The organism is bacterium (genome assembly GCA_024742285.1).
GTDB lineage: Bacteria > Myxococcota_A > UBA9160 > UBA9160 > UBA4427 > UBA4427.
The window spans coordinates 30,208-46,912 of sequence record JANSYR010000021.1; the positions used below are offsets into that span (position 1 = coordinate 30,208).

Genomic DNA, 16,705 nt, shown 5'->3' on the forward strand with positions numbered 1-16,705 from the left:
CGCCGGAGCCATGAGGAGCGTTGATGGAACGGGAAAAGCTGTACCGGCTTCTCCGCCTGGGTCTCGAGAAGGGCGCGAGCGACATCCACTTCCAGGTGGGTTACCTGCCGCTCTATCGCTTTCACGGCGAGCTCGTCGAGCTCCGCTACAAGGTCCTCACGCCCCAGGACACGGAAGAGATCGTTCGCATCCTGATCGAGAACGATCCCCTCGGCCAGGACCTCGACTTCAACGAGCGCGATCTCGCGTTCGAGCTGCCCGGCGAAGGACGCTTCCGCGTCAACATCTCCCGCCAGCGCCGCTACTTCAACATCGTGCTGCGGGTCATCCCGCTCCAGATCAAGACCTTCGCCGACCTCAACCTGCCGAGCGTGCTCGGCGACATCGCGAACGTGCGCCGCGGCTACGTCCTCGTGACCGGGCCGACCGGCATGGGCAAGTCGACGACGCTCGCGACCATGCTCAATGAGGTGAACGCGCGCCGGAAGAGCAAGATCGTGACGGTCGAGGACCCGATCGAGTTCGTGTTCACCCACGACAAGAGCATCATCACCCAGCGCGAGATCGGGACCGACACCGACTCCTTCCCGGACGCCCTGCGCGCCGCCCTCCGCCAGGATCCCGACGTGATCATGGTCGGCGAGATGCGCGACCTCGAGACGGTGGATACGTCGCTCAAGGCAGCGGAGACCGGGCACCTCGTCTTCTCGACGATCCACACGGCAGACGTCGCCTCGACGATCAACCGGCTCGTGTCGTTCTTCCCGAGCGAAGAACACATGCAGGTGCGCGCCCGCCTCGCGGACAACCTCAAGGCCGTCGTCTCGCTCCGACTGCTCGTCAACAAGAAGCAGAACGGCCGGGTACCGGCGGTCGAAGTCATGCGCTCGACCCGCTCCATCCAGGAGTGCATCAAGGACCCGACGCGGACCCACGAGATCACCGAGTTCATCGCCCGCGGCCGCGCCGAGAAGATGCAGACCTTCGACCAGCATCTCCTCGACCTGCTCAAGGCGAACAAGATCACCATGGAAGGCGCGCTCAACGCCGCTTCGAACCCGACGGACTTCCAGACGAAGCTCGAGCTGGAAGGCCTGATCCACGACGACGACCAGGTCGACGTGAAGCCGGAAGAGCCCTTCGACATCGAACCCGACGAGCGGTTCTAGCGGGGGCGTGACGATGAGCATGACCCCGACCGGAAACGCCGACGAGCGCACGACCCGCGCCCTCCGCATCACCGCCAGCCAGGCCGCCGGCCTGATCGGCGGCGGCGCGAGTCTCGTCTACACCCACACCGAGGGCGACGCCACGAGCGGCCGCCTCCGCGCCGCGGCCGGCTTCGCCAACGCGGACGAGGCCCGCGCGACCGCCGCCGCCCTCGAGAGCTTCGTCCACGCGATCGTCGACGCGGCCGAGCCGCAGAGCGGTCCCGTCGTGGCACCGCTCTCGGAGCGGCTGCCCGGCACGACGATGCATGGCCTTCCCCTCGTCGCACGCGAAGGCTGCGTCGGCGCCCTCGTCGTCGTCCCGACGGCGGAGCTCCCTGCAGAGACGAGCGCCAACCTCGAAGTCCTCGCGTGGGGTGCGGCCGCGCAGATCGATCACCCTGCCCTCGCCCACAAGTACGCCTCGCTCTCGGCCGAGTCCGAGAAGCACCTCGAGGCGGCGGACGAGAAGAACGACGAGCTGCTCAAGCTGAGCGAAGAGCTCTTCGCCCAGGACATCGAGCTGCTCCGCAACAACGAGAAGCTCGGCAAGATCGAGAAGCTCAAGAACGACTTCATCGAGAAGATGTCCCGCGAGCTGCGCACGCCGCTCAACAGCATCATCGAGGCGACGATCACCGTCCTCTCGAGCGAGGTCGAGACCCTCTCCGCGAGCTCGCAGCAGACGCTCCGCAACGCCCTCGACGAGGGCACCGCGTTCCAGCGCACCCTGCAGAACATCCTCGATCTCTGGCGCATCAAGCAGGACGAGCTGCCGATCGAGATCCAGGAGCTCTCGGTTCCGGACGTGATCGACGAGACGATCTTCAGTGTCCAGGACACCCTCGGCGACAAGCCGGTCGAGATCGAGAAGGAGATCCCCGCGCCGATTCCGAAGATCCGCGGCGACCTGGGCAAGATCAACCAGATCCTCTTCCTGCTCCTCGACAATGCCGCCAAGTTCACCGAGCACGGCACGATCAAGATCGGCGCGCGCTTCGCAGGCGACCGGCTCCACTGCTGGATCCACGACACCGGCATCGGGATCTGCCCCGACGACCAGAAGTACATCTGGGGCGAGTTCTACCAGGTCGACGATCAGGCGAGCGCGAAGTACCGCGGCGCGGGCCTCGGTCTCACCCTGGTCCATGACCTGCTGGTCCTGCTCGACGGCGACTCGCTCCTCCAGAGCGAGGCCGGCGTCGGCACCCGGGTCGAGTTCAGCGTGCCGGTCGTCCTCGCCTGACCGGGTCCGGTCCACGGGACTCCTGAAACACGAACGCCGCTCCCAGTCGGGAGCGGCCTTCGTCGTTTCGGTCGGAGTGGAGGGCTCAGCCTTCCGGCGTGGGCTCCTCGACCGGGGCCTCGGCCTCGGGAGCGGCTTCTTCGGCCGGCGCTTCTTCGCCCGAGGCGGCGGGCGCCGGGTCGAACGCGGCAGCATCGTACTCGGGCGCCGGCGGAACCTCGGCATCGCCCGGCTGGACGAGTCCGGCGGCGATCTCGCGGAGGCTCGTCACGACTTCCTTGTTCGTCTGCTCGAGGAGCGGACGCGCGCCCTTCTTCAGCTGCTTCGCGCGGATCGACGCCATGCGGACGAGTTCGAAGCGGTTCGGGACCTGCTCCATGCAGTCTTCGATGGTGATGCGGGCCAATGTCGGGCCTCCAGAGCCATCGGCGAGCGAGCGACGCGCGCCGATCAGAGTGGGGACGAGAGCCGGATCCGGGTGGATGGGGAAAATGCCCCGCCGGGACCTCGGACGCCGCGGGAGCCTATCTCAGGCCCCGGAAGAAGGAAACCCCGGCCAGGTCCCCCCGTTGCCGGGGGTCCCAGAGCCGGGGTCCCTCGAAAGCCTTCCAAAAATCGGAAGGCCGTTCACTGCAGACGCTTAGCGCTTGCGGCGAGCAGCCTTCTTCTTCTTGGCAGCCTTCTTCTTCTTGGCGGCCTTCTTCTTCTTGGCGGCCTTCTTCTTGGTCGCCTTCTTCTTGGTCGCCTTCTTCTTGGCGGCCTTCTTCTTCGTGGCCTTCCGCTTGGCGGCCTTCTTCTTGGTCGCCTTCTTCTTGGCCTTCTTCTTGGCGGCCTTCTTCTTGGTCGCCTTCTTCTTCGTGGCCTTGCGCTTGGTGGCCTTCTTCTTGGTCGCCTTGCGCTTCGTGGCCTTCTTTCGAGCTGCCATTCTTGGGATTCCCCCTTTTCAATCGCTCGTGGTGTGGCCTGTGAGGACACGATGATCAGTAAAGACCGGGGCCTTCGGTGATCGTTCGTCCCCTGGATCCTCGAGAGGAACCCGGCTCCGCCTTCGGCTACGAGAGCTTCATTCGGAAAATCCGGGAGTTCACAGACCTAACTGCGAGTGCCTATCTATCGGCTTCGTGGACCCACGACTTGAAGGCGCATAGACACCTTCGCGTCTCAAACCGCACCCATAGAGCGTTTGTTGCGCCCGAGGAAACACCAGCAACAGATGGGCGTCAAGAGAATTCGTTAAAAAAATCAGAGGGATGTGGCATCGAATTGCGATCGACGAAACAGGTTTGCGACGAAGTTTTCGAGGCATGCTCGCCACACAATGGCGACGTCGATACCTCACGATCGAACGTGCTCGACACGCCGACCGGCGTGCAGAGCGAAGACGGAATCCGCGACACGGAGCCCTGAACGAAAAAAAGCCGTGCTCACACGCGCCTTTTCGGCCCGCGGAGTACGGCTCCTGCTGTGATCGGTCCGCGGCGCTCGCCTCGTGGCAATCGCGCCGCACCGGTCGACTACTTCTTGTGTCGCTGCCGCTTCAGAAGCTTGCGCTGCTTGTGCTTCCGCATCTTCTTTCGGCGCTTCTTGATCACGCTGCCCACGCTGATTCTCCTCTCGCTTCGTCTCTTCCCGCTCACGGGGCGCGCCTCGGGCTTCCTCGTGGATCGCACCGGATTCGCGCGTCAAGCCGCGAAGCGGGCCTCTTTTTAGGGAGTCCCTCGGCCGCTGTCAAGCAACCGACGCGCCCCCTCCCCTCCCTCTGGCGCCGAACGCCTCAGGCGCGAGAGAAGGCGCCGAGCATCCTGCTCCGGGCGTTTCCCAGGGCGCGGTTCACCGGATGACGCCGCGGCAGGAAGGGCACGATCGGCAGGCGGCGCTGACCGAGCGAGTCGATGGTCCGGCGGATCGACTCGTGGCCGGGGTCGATCATCTGACCACGGCGGAGATACCGGAGCGCCTCGGAGCGACGATCGAATCGGAGGTAGACCTTCGCGAGGTTCAGGTAGAGATCCGGGTTGAAGAACTCCTGGCGGGCGGCCTCTTCACAGAGGGTGCGCGCCTCGCGGAAGTCTCCGCCGGCCCGCGCGACCGCGAGGCCCAGATAGGACCGGATGCGGGCGTGGTCGGGTGCCTGATCGTATGCGGCGCGAAGGCGCTCGCTCGCCTCCGAGACACGCCCCTCGTCGAGCGCCTTCAGTCCCTGCTCGAAGAGGTCGCGGGTCTCGTCGCCGAGGACCTGGCGTGCTGCCTGTCCCGACGCTTCCTGCACTTCGACTTCGCCGTTCATCGCCGCTGGCCTCCGATCCGATCGTGAAGCCGGACTCGCGGTCCGGCCCAGCCGATCTATCGGAATGAACGGCTTCCGACCGAAGTCGAAAAACGAACCTGCACACCGCAACGAGGCGGCAGAGGGTGCGCAGGTGATCCCGGCGTAGCGCCGCGCGCTCGAGCGCGGCGTGAAGACCCGTCAGTACTCGATGATCTCGAGGATGTACCGCTTCTTCTCTTTGCCACTCGCCGCGGCCATCAGGGTCCGGATCGCCGAGGCATGCGCCCCGCCCTTCCCGATCACCTTGCCGAGGTCGTCCTTCGAGACGCGCAGCTCGAGCACGTGCGCGTGGTCACCGACGACCTCCTTGATCTGCACCTCTTCCGGGCGATCCACCAGGGCCTTCACGATGTCCTCGATCAGCTGCTTCATCGTTCCAACACCCCTTCGTCATCGTGACCCGCATTCAGAGATCCGTCGTCGCGCGCGCCTCCCCGAGTCCGTCGACCTCCCCTCCGTGGTCCGATGGAATCGGCTTCGATGACCGATCGTACCGCGGGCAGGCGGGAGAGTGCAGACGGGTCCCGAGGGGACCGCTCCAGTCAACCTTCCTTCCAGGGGCGGCGCAACAGGTGAAGCCCCCCCAGCGGGTCTTTTTGTGCCCCGAGGTGGGTTCGACCCGGCCTTTCCGTGACGTTCCGGGAATGGATGTCGGATGCGCGATCAGCTCCGGGCGGCAGCGAGGTTCACGCCGGCCTCTGCCCACCCGGGTTCGCGCACCGGCGCGTCCGACTCCTCACGCTCGGCGACGCCGCGCTCGATCACGCAGGCGGACTGCGCGATGCGCTGCGCGTTGCGCATAACGCGATCGAGGAAGGCCTCGTCGGAGAGCGGCACGATCGCATGGGTCACGAGCAGGTCCGCCGCATCGGCGGGGTCGAGGCGTTCCGTCCAGGGCACCTCTGCACTGGTCGCACGCTCGAGCGCGTGCACGCGCACCTCGAAGGGCAGTCGCGGATCGATCGACTCGCTCCAGGGCGCACGGAACAGACGCAGGTGCTCGCGCTCTTCGCGGACGAGCAGCGCACTCCGCCCGAGAAGCGAAGGGGTCGGGACGGTCCAGCGGTGGGCCGGCACCGCGGGCCCTCCGCCCAGGTGGAGGATCGCGCCGCCCTCTCGCGGCGAGGCGCTCGCGTTCAGGCAGAGGCCCCCGCGCGCAACCGTACGGTGGAGCACGATCCACTCGTCGAAGGGACAACGCAGTGGATAGGCTCGCGACTTCGCGGTCTCGGCGGAGACGATGATCTCGCCGGCGCCGAACGCCCGATCGAAGCGAGCGAGCTTCTCGCGACGCCCGCGTCGGGACAGGCCCATCACCCAGTCGCCATCGGAGAGCCGGGCGACTTCGAAGGTCCACGCACCGACCGAATAACGCTCGCCGCCGAGGTCGGCCTGATCGGGCGCATCGACGCGCACGCCGACGTTCACCTCGGGATCGCGCGGTAGACACTGGAATTCGGAAACCGGTGAATCGGGCCACGCCCACTCGTAGACCTCCGGTACCTCGATCCCGATCTGGATCCCCCCGACCGAAATTCCACGGAGTCGTGTCCTCGCCATCGTTTCCCCTACTCCCCGCCCCGGAACTTCTGATCTTCGACGTGGAGGTTTCGAACCCTCTCCCTTCCTGGATCGGCAATTCACCGGCAACCTTGAGCGATGGCAGCCGAAGGCTCCTCGGACACGCGAATCTCCGGCGGGCCCCGGGCGTGTCCGACCGAAGAAGCCCCGGAGCGAGCCCGGGGAGAAGGCCAGGCCCGGCGCGGAGATCGCCCGGGGTAGAAGCGCCCCCGGTTCTGGGGTACCCATGGCGCCGCGAGGCGCCCTCGCCCGGCGGACCCGAGGCCGAGCGAACCCCGCCGACCCGTGCCAGGACTTCCCGGTGCGCCGAACGGACGACGAGGAGGAACAGGCATGGCCCAGCCCGTCGTCACGACCCGCATCCTCCGTCGGCTCCTCAAGACCGGTGCCCATTTCCGCGCGGAGAAGATGCTCGAGCGGATCCACCCCGCGGATCTCGGGCCCCTGCTCGCCGACCTGACCCCCGACGAGATCCGGATCGTCGTCGACCTGCTCTTCAAGCACCGCCTTGCGGCGATCATGTTGATGGAGCTTCCTCACGACATGCTCCCGGAGATCCTCGACGCGATCTCCGACCAGCGCATGGCCGAGGTCCTCGACCGGCTCGAGCTCGACGACATGCTCGAGCTCGTCGAGGCGATCCCCGAAGAGCGCCGCGGAAGCGTGCTGAAGCAGCTGCCCGTCGCCCGACGCGAGGAGCTGCGTCACGCGGAGCTCTATCCCCCGCGCAGCGCCGGGCGCGCGATGACCACCAACTTCTCCGCCCTCGACGAGAAGATGACCGCACAGGAGGCGATCGACTCGCTCCGCGCCGCCGGTCTCGAAGCGAGCGAGGCGATCCTCTACCTCTACGTCGTCGACGATCTCCAGCGCCTGACGGGCGTCGTTCCGATCCGGCGCCTCGTCACCGCCCAGCCGGACACCCCGGTCCGCGACCTCGCGATTCGCGAGATGCTCTCGACGGGGCCCGATGCGGACCAGGAGGAAGTGGCGCAGCTGGTCGCGCGCTACGACCTGCTCGCGATCCCGGTCACGGACGTCGACGGAACGATGCTCGGCGTGATCACCGTCGACGACGTGATCGACGTGATCACCGAGGAAGCCACCCAGGACATCTACAACCTGGCCGGCCTCTCCGAGGAGGACCGCGTCTTCACGTCGGCGCGGGTCTCGATCCGCAAGCGTCTGCCGTGGATGATGATCAACCTCGTCACGGCCTTCGCCGCGGGCGGGATCGTCGGTCTCTTCGAGGGCACCCTCGAGCAGATGGTCGGCCTCGCGATCTTCCTGCCCGTCGTCGCCGGAATCGGCGGAAACGGCGGGATCCAGACCCTCACCGTCATCACGCGCGCGATCGCCCTCGGCGAGATCGAGTTCTCGAGTGGCCTTCGCGCGGTCGGCAAGGAGATGGCGGTCGGGCTCGTGATCGGCAGCGCCGCCGGCGCGGTTTCGGGCGGGATCGCCTGGGGCCTGCACGGCAACGTCTGGATGGGATTCGTCCTGTTCGCCTCGATGGTCGTCACGATGGTGACGGCGAGCCTCGTCGGCGCCGCGGTGCCCCTCGCCCTGAAAGCGCTGAAGCAGGACCCGGCGCTCGGATCGGGTGTCCTCGTGACCTTCGCGGTCGATGCCCTCGGGTTCTTCTCGTTCCTCGGGATCGCGACGCTGCTGATGGATCGGATGGTCTGAGCGGCGAGCCGCTCGGCCGAATTCGGAATCGCGTCAGGCCGCGTAGGTCTCGTCGAGATACGCCAGGATGTCGGCGCTCTCGAACATCTCGACCCCGGTATTCGGGTCGACGAGATACGGCACCTGCATCTTTCCCGAACGCCGCGTGAAGGATTCGCGGGCGGCGGAGCCCCGGGCGACGTTGTGCAGGTGGTAGGGCAGCTCGAGCTCGCAGAGGCGCTCGCGAACCAGGCGACAGAACGGACTCGCTTCGAAGCTGTAGAGCTCGAGCGGCCGCTCGGGAGCCTTCGACGCGCGTACGAAGGATCCCGCCGGACCGCGGCCGAGCCCGGAGAGCGCGACGGCGAAGGTCGCGGGCGCGCTCCCGCCGAGCATCACCGGGGCCGGGCCGCTTCCGTACTCGCGGTACAGATAGTCGACGATGTCGGCGGACTCGTACATCTCGGCGCCGGTATTCGGATCGACCAGATAGGGAAACTGCGCCTTGCCCCCGCGCTCCATCAGCTCGTCGCGGAAGCGGTGGCCGCGCTTGGGACAGGGGCGGATCTCCGCCTCGAGGTCGAGGATCGAAAGGGCCTCCCGTGCCTTCCGGCAGAAGGGACACCCCTCGAATTCGTAGAGGATCAGCGTCTTCTCGGGACGCGCCCCGACCGCGCCGGTCTTCAGTCCCAGCCCGCCGCGCAGGATCGTCGTCGCCGTCGCCGTCGCCACGTCGAAGATGCCCATGCCGCTCTCCTCCTCTTCGCCTCGGCGCCCGAGGGTCTCAGTCGTTGACCGCCACGCGAGTCGTCGGCTCGTCGACGGCGAGCCCGACACGCTCCCACTGACCTTCGTTCCGGCGCAGCTCGTAGGTCGGCCAATACTCGAGGTCGAGCTTGAGCGTGATCACGTCCGGCTTCCCATCGAGATCGAGCGTCTCGAGCCGAACGGCCTCGCGGTCGCCCTTTCCCGAGACGGCGGCGAGGAACGCGTCGAGATCCGCGACCGGCGTCCCGTCCACCTCGACGATCCGGCTCGTGGCCTCGAGCCCGTAGCGCGTCGAGGGCGAGCCGAACCAATGGCGCGAGACGTAGACGCCGCCCCGCGGAATGCCGTACTGGCTCGCGAGCGCCGGATGCGCCGGCTGGAGCAGCGCGCCGCCCCACAGCACCGCCCGCGTCGTTCCCTCGCCCGACAGCAGCGCCGGCTCGACGTCCAGGGTCACGACCTCGCCTTCGCGCAGCACGGCGATCTCGACTCGTCCGCCTCGGGTCACGCCGTAGAGGTCGCGCACGCGCGAAACCGGCTTGCCGCCGATCGAGAGGATCAGGTCGCCCTCGGCGAAGAGCTCGAACCCCGGCAGGCCGCGACTGCGGCGGACGACCGAGAGGACGCGCTTGGTTCTCGGCGCGTGCTTCTCGATCCGCCGCGCCTGGGCCTCCGGAAGGCCCCGATCCCGCGCTGCGGCCAGGGTCAGCGGCTCGAGCTCGATTCCGAGCGAATGCCAGGCGACGGGCCCGCCCTCCGAGAGCGGCTCCACCATTCTCGATACGTGATAGGCGGGGATCGCGCCGAAGAAGCCTTCCGCCGCCCCGCTCCCCATCGAGAACGACGCCCAGAACGAGAGCACCCGCCCGAAACGATCCGCCAGTACGCCCCCTACGGTCTGCGCGGGATCCTCGACGCTCGCGACCTCCAGGTTCGCCTCCCGGAAGCGCGGCGGATGGGTCATCGAGAGCTGTACGGGCTCGCTCCGCGCGATCCGCGTCCATCGCGACACGACTCGCTCCGTCGACGTGAGCCCGACGAGCCAGACGTCGTCCCCCGCCTCGAGGTCGGCGTCCCGGAGCTTCGCCGCGCGGACGGGTGTGTCGCCGAGCAGGGTCGGGTCGTAGCGAACGACCGCCAGATTCCGCTCGGGGTGGAGATAGACGAGCTCCCCGGGCACCTCGACGGCGCCCCCGAACGTCAGGCGGATGTCGGCGAGCGCGATCGGCACCGTCTCCCGATCGACGACGACGAGCCCCTGCTCCGCGTCGACCACCAGCCCGGCACCGTGGAATTGATCGCCGTGGACGCCGTCGAGGCGATAGGCGATCGAGGTCGAGACCATCACGAGAGACGAAGCCACACGACGCACCGCGTAGGGCCCGTCGACCTCGAGATCCGTCTCGCCTCCTCGAACGGCCTCCATCGGCGGCGCCGGCGGGGACTCGACGCAGGGCCACCGCCCGGTCGAGTCGTCGCGGCGACAGTGTCGCATGGAGAACCAGCGACGATCGTTCCGCAGCAGCCCCACCAGCGGCGAACGCGGTTGCCCGAGCTGGAAGAAGCGAACGAGCATCTTCGAATCGTGGGGTTGCGCGGCGACGACCTCTTCGAAGCGTTCGAGGGTCGGCGTCGGCTCGCCGGCCACCTCGGTGATCACGGAACGGCGCGTGATCCCGGCGGAGCCGAGCGCGTAGCCGCCGGCGGCGACGTAGACGCCTTCGACCGGCACGGCTGCGTTGCGGGCCATGTGATACGAGAGCGGGTTCAGCACGCCGCCTCCGAACTCCAGGTAGTGGTCCGGCGTGATCGCGTGGAGATCCCCCACTTCGAGCTCGACCCGAAGCGCCTCGCCCCCGCGCTCGACATCCAGGGAGACGGTGCCCCCGACCCGCGCGTCGAGCGCCGACTCGATCGGCAGGAAGGCATTGACGGGCCGGCCTTCGACGCCCACGAGCACGTCCCCGGCCCGGAGCACGCCGTCTCCGGGCCCGCCCGGGACGACCTCACGCACGACGATCATCCCGGTCCCGTCCGGGAAGGCCGCGCGAATCCGCGCCTCCGTCTGCCCGTCGAGCCCGAGCCGTCGCACCACGTCGAAGGGCAGATGGGCGAAGACCGTCTGCAGCGTGCCGCGGGGCACCGGACGCCCGGCGCGGAGCAGATCGACCGCTCGCTTCACCCGATCGAGAGGCAGGTAGAAGCTCGAGGCCGCCGAGCGCTGTCCCGCCGCGTTGAGCGCGACGACGCGTCCGTCGATGTCGATCACCGGCGAGCCGGACGACCCCCCGGACGTGCCAGAGGCGGCCTGAATGTAGAACGTGTTGAAGTCGTTGAACGAGGCACGCCCGTATTCGGGGGCGTCGCGATCGAGCCGCGCGATCGTGCCCTGGAGGATCGAGAGCTTCTCCCCCGCATCGTTGCCGACGACGCGGATCTCGGTGCCGACGCGGGCGCGTTCGGGCGAGAGCGAGAGCTCGCCGGTCTCGATGAAGCGGACGGCGGCCGGGTCGTAGCGGAAGAGGCCGAAGTCGTGGACCGGGTCGCGGTAGACCGCCTGGACGTCGACCTCCTCGTTGTTCAGGAAGACCGCCTCGGCGACCACGGGCCCCGGGGTCACCACGTGGCGATTCGTCAGGATCAGCCCCTGTTCGGCATCGACGACGAAGCCCGTCGCGGTCGCCGTTCCCGCCGTACCGTCATCGAAGGCGCGAGGGGACGAGACACGCAGGACGACCACCGCGTTCGCGACGCGATCGAGGGTCTCCTCCCAGGCGCGGGCCTCGGTCACGGCTCGGGCTGCGGGAGCGAATCCCGACCCGACGACGAGCACGGCAATCAAGCCGGCGAGAACGCTCCTCAAGACTCCCCCTGCGAATCCGCGACGCCTAGCGCGCCGTCGCCACCATGCCCGGCAGCACGCGATCGAGATACTGCTTCACGTACTTGCCGAACACGTCGACCTCGAGATTGACCGGGTCGCCCGGCGTGAGCTCGGACAGGGTCGTGACCTCGAGGGTGTGCGGAATGAGTGCGACGTGGAAGCCGTCTTCGACGACCTTCACGACCGTGAGGGACACCCCGTCGATCGTGACGGATCCCTTGTCGACGAGCTGGCCGGCGAGCTCGGGGTCGCACTCGATGTGGAGCTCGACGTCGTTGCCCCCCGTGCCCTCCCGGTCGAAGCGGCGCACGCGCCCGGTGCCGTCGACGTGCCCCTGGACGATGTGACCGTCGAAGCGGGCGCCGACGCCCATCGCGCGCTCGAGGTTCACGCCATCGCCCTCGGCGAAGCCGCCCACGCGGGTCTTGTCGCGGGTCTCCTGGATCGCCTCGAAGCCGAAGCGGGTCCCGTCGATCTTCGTCACGGTCAGGCAGCAGCCTGCGACGGCGATCGAGTCCCCGAGCCCGACCCCTTTCGAGATCGGGCCGAGATCGATCACGAACCGGGACAGGTCCGGCAGAGTCTCGACGGATTCGATGCGGCCGACGTGCTCGACGATTCCGGTGAACATGGTGAGCGGACTCTAGCGCCCTCCCGGCGACCGGACGTCACGAGCGGACCGGAATCGGCCCACCCGGGAGACGCCGCAGTCAGCGCCCGAACCGCGCGTCGATCTCGCGCAGCATCTGATCCCGAACGGTCCCGTAGTCCGCGTCGAGCTCGATCGGCGGATTCGGATGCTCGGCGACGATCCCTTCGAGCTCCATCGAGTGATACGCGAGCTTCGAGTCCACGAACTTGAGCCCGTGGGCCGTCGACACGACGACCACCTGGTCGCTCGACTCGACGAGGCCGCGTGCCTGGAGCTTCCGGAGCGCGACGAGCGCGACGCCCGTGTGCGGACAGTTGAAGAGCCCGGTCCGATCCGCCTTCGCGCACTCCTCCAGGATCTCGGACTCCGTCGCCTGCTCGACGACGCCGTCGTAGCGCTTGAGCGCGTCGACCGCCTTGAGATAGGAAACGGGGTTCCCGATCTGGATCGCCGAGGCCACGGTCTTGCGCGCCGCGATCGGCTCGAAGACCTCGAAGTCCTTCTGGTAGGCCAGATAGAGCGGGTTCGCGGCTTCGGCCTGCCCCACGCAGATCCGCGGGCGCTTCGACACGAGGCCGAGCTCGAAGAGCATGTCGAGGCCCTTCGCGAGGGCCGACACGTTGCCGAGGTTGCCGCCCGGGATCACGAGCCAGTCCGGCACCTGCCAGTCGAGCTGCTGCACGATCTCGAGCCCGACGGTCTTCTGGCCCTCGACGCGGAGACTGTTCATCGAGTTCGCGAGATAGACCCCGTCGTTGGCCGAGACCTGCTTCACGATCTCCATGCAACCGTCGAAGTCCGTGTCGAGGGCGAAGACGATCGCCCCGTTCGCGACGGGCTGGATCAGCTGGGCGAGGGAGATCTTGCCGCGCGGCAGGAACACGATCGCCGGGATGCCGGCGGCGGCGGCGTAGGCGGAGAGCGCCGCCGAGGTATCCCCCGTGGAGGCGCAAGCGACGGCGGGGATGTCCGCCCCGTTCGCGATCATCTGCTTCACCTGGGACACGAGCACCGTCATCCCGAGGTCCTTGAAGGAGCCGGTGTGGCTGTTGCCGCAGAGCTTGAGCCAGAGGTCGTCGAGCCCGATCTCCCGGCCGTAGCGCTCCGCCCAGAAGAGGTTCGTGTGGCCCTCGTACATCGAGACGACGTTCTCGTTGTCGATGTCCGGGAGGACCCAGTCCTTCTTGCCCCAGACGCCCGAGCCATAGGGCCACTCGTTCTTGCGCGCGCGTCGCTCGAAGCGATCCTTCCATTCCGCACCGGAGGTCTTCGCGAGCTCCTCCATGTCGTGCACGACCTGCAGGAGCCCGCCGTTCGAGTCGGTATAGACCACCTCGTCGAGGCCATAGCGCTCTTCGGGGTCGGCCAGCGACTCGAACCAGGCGCGCGGCTGCGGCTTCGCGGACGCGTCCTCGGACATGACTAGACCTCCTCCTCGATCCGGATCACCCGCGGCGACTCCGTGACCTCGGCGAGCTGCTCGATCTTCGCGAGGGCGGCGTTGAGGGCTGCTTCGCTGGCGGTGTGGGTCAGGACGATGACCGGGACGGTCGCCGATCCGGATCCGCTCTCGCGCTGGACGACCGACGCGATCCCGACGCCTTCCGCTCCGAGCGCGCCGGTGATCTTGCTGAGCACGCCCGGCTCGTCCTTCGCGGTGAAACGAAGGTAGGCGCGGCCCAGGACCTCGCTGTCCGGGACCGTCTCCTTGGCGACGATGTGCTGGGGCAGATAGCTGAGCGGCGCGACCGGGCCGGCCTCGCCGCGCTTGATCTCGCGGGCGATCTCGATCAGGTCCCCGACCACCGCGCTCGCCGTCGGCATCTCGCCCGCCCCGGCGCCGTAGTAGAGCGTCGGGCCGACGGCGTTGCCGATCACCTCGACGGCGTTCATCGCGCCATCGACGTTCGCCAGCATGCTCGTCTTCGGAACCATCGTCGGCTGGACCCGCGACTCGATCCGCTCCGTCCCGTCGTCGGCCCGGTGACACTTCGCGACGCCGAGGAGCTTGATCTTGTAGCCGAAGTCGTCCGCCAGCTCGAAGTCCAGGGGCAGGAGACCGCGGATGCCTTCGGTCGGAATCTCCTCGAACACGACCTCGGCGCCGTAGGCCATCGTCGTGAGGAGCGCGAGCTTGTGCGCTGCGTCGATCCCCTCGACATCGAAGGTCGGGTCCGCCTCGGCGTAGCCGAGCTCCTGGGCGCGCTTGAGGACGACGTCGAAGTCCTCCCCCGTCGACTCCATCTCGGTCAGCACGTAGTTCGTCGTGCCGTTCAGGATCCCGAGCACGGTCTCGATCTGGTTCGCCGCCAGGCCCTCGCGCAGCGAGCGCAGGATCGGGATCCCGCCGCCGACCGCCGCCTCGAAGGCGATGTCGAGGCCCTTCTCGGAGGCGGCGCCGAAGATTTCGCGGCCGTACATCGCAAGCAGCGCCTTGTTCGCGGTCACGACGTGCTTGCCCGCCTCGAAGGCTTCGAGGATGAACTTCTTGGGCACGTCGTAGCCGCCGACGAGCTCGATCACGATATGGACGTTCGGGTCGGCGATCAGCGCGCTGGCGTCCGCATCGAAGTGGATCCCCGTGAGGTCGACGCCCCGGTCCGTGTCCTGGTCGAGATCGGCGATCCGAACCATGCGCAGCGGGAAGCCGAGGCGCTGTTCGATCTCCGCGGCATTGTCCGCGAGCACCTTGACCACGCCCGTTCCGATCGTGCCGAAGCCGATCAGCCCGACGCCGATGCCATCCTGATTGCCGCTCATCTCGTTCTCCTCGGTGTCCGGCTTCGGCCGGACCGTTGCTAGAGCTTCGCTTCCCGGAAGAAGCGACGGATTCCGCGCACCGCCTGGCGGATCCGGTGCTTGTTCTCGACCAGCGCGAAGCGCACGTGGCCCTCGCCGCCCTCGCCGAAGCCGACGCCCGGCGAGACGGCGACGCCCGCCTCCTTGAGCAGCCGCTTCGAGAACTCGAGAGAACCGACCTGCGCCCAGGGCTCCGGAATCGGCGCCCACACGAACATCGTCGCGAGGGGCTTCTCGATCTTCCATTGGCCTTCACCCGGGGCCGCGAGCCCGTCGATCAGGACGTCGCGACGCTCCTTGTAGATCGCGCAGTTCTCCGCGACGCAGTCCTGCGGACCGCGCAGCGCGGTGATCGCGCCGATCTGGATCGCCTGAGGCATGCCGTAGTCGAGGTAGGACTTGATCCGCTTGAGGGCGTGGATCATCTGCGGGTTGCCGCAGGCGAAGCCCACGCGCCAGCCGGCCATCGAGTGGCTCTTCGAGAAGGACACGAACTCGATCGCGATGTCCTTCGCGCCCGGGACCTCGAGGATCGACGGCGGCTTGTATCCGTCGAAGGCGATCTCCGCGTAGGCGAAGTCGTGCAGGATCATCAGGTCGTTCGCCCGGGCGAACTCGACGATCCGTTCGAGGAAGGCGAGGTCGATGATGTGCGTGGTCGGGTTCGCCGGGAACGAGATGATGAGCATCTTCGGCTTCGGCCAGGTCCGGCTGACCGCCTGCTCGAGATTCTCGATGAAGTCGCTCTCGTGGTTCAGCGGGACCCTGCGCAGGTCGGCCCCGGCGATGATCACCGAGTACTGGTGGATCGGGTACGCCGGATCGGGGACCAGCACGACGTCTCCCGGGCCCGCGGTCATCAGGACGAAGTGGCTGAGGCCTTCCTTGGCGCCGATCACGGCGACCGCTTCCGTCGCCGGATCGAGATCCACGTCGTGGAGGCGCTTGTACCACTCCGTGATCCCGGCGCGCAGGTTCGGCAGGCCCTGGCTCGAGGAGTAGCGGTGGTTGCGCGGGTCCTGGGCCGCCTCGCAGATCTTGTCGATCACGTGCTTCGGCGTGGCCAGGTCCGGATTGCCCATGCCGAGGTCGATGATGTCCTCGCCCGCGCGGCGACCGGCGCGAGTCAGCTCCGTCACCTCGGAGAGGATGTAGGGAGGAAGTCGGTTCAGCTTGTTGAAATCGTGTCGGAAGGAATCCGTCATGTCGGTCTTCTCGTTTCGAGGGTCCGGAGCGCTCGACGATTCGCCGACTCGTTCGCGTTCCACTTCGCGTTCCCGCCCGACGCGCCGAGGCCACCCTCATCGAAGGGATCGGCCCGGTTCGTGTCGGACGTTTCGGTCGCTCTCTCGGGGGAATGCCCTGGACCCTGGGAATGGCCGCTGCATGAGACCCGCCTCGGAGCCGACCCGTTCGGGTTGCTGCGCCGCTTCCGGAGAGGGAGGAGGTTCCGCCTCCTGCCGCACCCGGAGCAGGCAGCGCCCTGCCCGTCCGTCGCCCGCCCACCGTTTCCTGGATCGATCCCTTCGGATCCCCCGGCCCCGGCGGGCTAGCGAGCCGCCCCCGTCGT

The 16,705-nt window shown here is 67.8% G+C and carries 15 protein-coding genes; 3 read left to right on the forward strand and 12 right to left on the reverse strand.

Annotation, left to right across the window (positions count from 1 at the left end):
- The first annotated feature begins 23 nt into the window (after positions 1 to 23).
- On the forward strand, positions 24 to 1,169 hold the full coding sequence (locus NXI30_26490) for a PilT/PilU family type 4a pilus ATPase (GenBank protein ID MCR9097783.1): 1,146 nt from the start codon (positions 24 to 26) through the stop codon (positions 1,167 to 1,169).
- Between the two features lie 13 nt (positions 1,170 to 1,182).
- Positions 1,183 to 2,454, forward strand: a complete 1,272-nt coding sequence (locus tag NXI30_26495) for a HAMP domain-containing histidine kinase (protein ID MCR9097784.1) — start codon at positions 1,183 to 1,185, stop codon at positions 2,452 to 2,454.
- A gap of 85 nt (positions 2,455 to 2,539) precedes the next feature.
- Here the strand turns inward: NXI30_26495 and rpoZ are convergent, their stop codons facing one another.
- The 6 genes from rpoZ to NXI30_26525 all read right to left on the reverse strand — a co-directional run bounded on the left by rpoZ (position 2,540) and on the right by NXI30_26525 (position 6,343).
- Positions 2,540 to 2,860 carry a DNA-directed RNA polymerase subunit omega gene (gene rpoZ / locus NXI30_26500; GenBank protein ID MCR9097785.1) on the reverse strand — a complete coding sequence of 107 codons (321 nt, stop codon included), beginning with the start codon at positions 2,858 to 2,860 and terminating at the stop codon, positions 2,540 to 2,542.
- Between the two features lie 234 nt (positions 2,861 to 3,094).
- On the reverse strand, positions 3,095 to 3,379 hold the full coding sequence (locus NXI30_26505) for a hypothetical protein (GenBank protein ID MCR9097786.1): 285 nt from the start codon (positions 3,377 to 3,379) through the stop codon (positions 3,095 to 3,097).
- A gap of 589 nt (positions 3,380 to 3,968) precedes the next feature.
- Positions 3,969 to 4,055: an AURKAIP1/COX24 domain-containing protein gene (locus NXI30_26510; GenBank protein ID MCR9097787.1), complete on the reverse strand. Its 87-nt coding sequence runs from the start codon at positions 4,053 to 4,055 to the stop codon at positions 3,969 to 3,971.
- Between the two features lie 173 nt (positions 4,056 to 4,228).
- Entirely contained in the window at positions 4,229 to 4,741 is a 513-nt protein-coding gene (locus NXI30_26515; protein ID MCR9097788.1) for a hypothetical protein, read from the reverse strand.
- Positions 4,742 to 4,921: 180 nt separating this feature from the next.
- On the reverse strand, positions 4,922 to 5,155 hold the full coding sequence (locus tag NXI30_26520) for a KH domain-containing protein (protein MCR9097789.1): 234 nt from the start codon (positions 5,153 to 5,155) through the stop codon (positions 4,922 to 4,924).
- A 291-nt stretch (positions 5,156 to 5,446) separates the two neighbouring features.
- On the reverse strand, positions 5,447 to 6,343 hold the full coding sequence (locus NXI30_26525; protein ID MCR9097790.1) for a hypothetical protein: 897 nt from the start codon (positions 6,341 to 6,343) through the stop codon (positions 5,447 to 5,449).
- Between the two features lie 354 nt (positions 6,344 to 6,697).
- Here NXI30_26525 and mgtE point away from each other — a divergent pair, with 354 nt between their 5' ends.
- Complete coding sequence (gene mgtE / locus NXI30_26530; protein MCR9097791.1) at positions 6,698 to 8,053, forward strand: magnesium transporter; 1,356 nt, start codon at positions 6,698 to 6,700, stop codon at positions 8,051 to 8,053.
- Positions 8,054 to 8,086: 33 nt separating this feature from the next.
- Here the strand turns inward: mgtE and NXI30_26535 are convergent, their stop codons facing one another.
- The 6 genes from NXI30_26535 to NXI30_26560 all read right to left on the reverse strand — a co-directional run bounded on the left by NXI30_26535 (position 8,087) and on the right by NXI30_26560 (position 16,340).
- On the reverse strand, positions 8,087 to 8,779 hold the full coding sequence (locus NXI30_26535) for a glutathione S-transferase N-terminal domain-containing protein (GenBank protein ID MCR9097792.1): 693 nt from the start codon (positions 8,777 to 8,779) through the stop codon (positions 8,087 to 8,089).
- 37 nt (positions 8,780 to 8,816) lie between these two features.
- Complete coding sequence (locus tag NXI30_26540) at positions 8,817 to 11,633, reverse strand: trypsin-like peptidase domain-containing protein (GenBank protein MCR9097793.1); 2,817 nt, start codon at positions 11,631 to 11,633, stop codon at positions 8,817 to 8,819.
- A 55-nt stretch (positions 11,634 to 11,688) separates the two neighbouring features.
- Complete coding sequence (locus NXI30_26545; protein MCR9097794.1) at positions 11,689 to 12,315, reverse strand: riboflavin synthase; 627 nt, start codon at positions 12,313 to 12,315, stop codon at positions 11,689 to 11,691.
- A 79-nt stretch (positions 12,316 to 12,394) separates the two neighbouring features.
- The gene (gene thrC, locus NXI30_26550; GenBank protein MCR9097795.1) at positions 12,395 to 13,756 is read right to left on the reverse strand and encodes a threonine synthase; all 1,362 of its coding nucleotides are present in this window, start codon (positions 13,754 to 13,756) and stop codon (positions 12,395 to 12,397) included.
- 2 nt (positions 13,757 to 13,758) lie between these two features.
- The gene (locus tag NXI30_26555) at positions 13,759 to 15,096 is read right to left on the reverse strand and encodes a homoserine dehydrogenase (protein MCR9097796.1); all 1,338 of its coding nucleotides are present in this window, start codon (positions 15,094 to 15,096) and stop codon (positions 13,759 to 13,761) included.
- A gap of 38 nt (positions 15,097 to 15,134) precedes the next feature.
- Positions 15,135 to 16,340, reverse strand: a complete 1,206-nt coding sequence (locus NXI30_26560; GenBank protein MCR9097797.1) for an aminotransferase class I/II-fold pyridoxal phosphate-dependent enzyme — start codon at positions 16,338 to 16,340, stop codon at positions 15,135 to 15,137.
- Positions 16,341 to 16,705 lie beyond the last annotated feature (365 nt).

What these genes read in the sequence shown, in the direction of transcription:
- NXI30_26490 (MCR9097783.1), top strand. Translation starts at nt 24, where the DNA reads ATGGAACGGGAAAAGCTGTACCGGCTTCTCCGCCTGGGTCTCGAGAAG.
- NXI30_26495 (MCR9097784.1), top strand. Translation starts at nt 1,183, where the DNA reads ATGAGCATGACCCCGACCGGAAACGCCGACGAGCGCACGACCCGCGCC.
- NXI30_26505 (MCR9097786.1), bottom strand. Translation starts at nt 3,379, where the DNA reads ATGGCAGCTCGAAAGAAGGCCACGAAGCGCAAGGCGACCAAGAAGAAG.
- NXI30_26515 (MCR9097788.1), bottom strand. Translation starts at nt 4,741, where the DNA reads ATGAACGGCGAAGTCGAAGTGCAGGAAGCGTCGGGACAGGCAGCACGC.
- NXI30_26520 (MCR9097789.1), bottom strand. Translation starts at nt 5,155, where the DNA reads ATGAAGCAGCTGATCGAGGACATCGTGAAGGCCCTGGTGGATCGCCCG.
- NXI30_26525 (MCR9097790.1), bottom strand. Translation starts at nt 6,343, where the DNA reads ATGGCGAGGACACGACTCCGTGGAATTTCGGTCGGGGGGATCCAGATC.
- mgtE (MCR9097791.1), top strand. Translation starts at nt 6,698, where the DNA reads ATGGCCCAGCCCGTCGTCACGACCCGCATCCTCCGTCGGCTCCTCAAG.
- NXI30_26535 (MCR9097792.1), bottom strand. Translation starts at nt 8,779, where the DNA reads ATGGGCATCTTCGACGTGGCGACGGCGACGGCGACGACGATCCTGCGC.
- NXI30_26545 (MCR9097794.1), bottom strand. Translation starts at nt 12,315, where the DNA reads ATGTTCACCGGAATCGTCGAGCACGTCGGCCGCATCGAATCCGTCGAG.
- thrC (MCR9097795.1), bottom strand. Translation starts at nt 13,756, where the DNA reads ATGTCCGAGGACGCGTCCGCGAAGCCGCAGCCGCGCGCCTGGTTCGAG.
- NXI30_26555 (MCR9097796.1), bottom strand. Translation starts at nt 15,096, where the DNA reads ATGAGCGGCAATCAGGATGGCATCGGCGTCGGGCTGATCGGCTTCGGC.
- NXI30_26560 (MCR9097797.1), bottom strand. Translation starts at nt 16,340, where the DNA reads ATGACGGATTCCTTCCGACACGATTTCAACAAGCTGAACCGACTTCCT.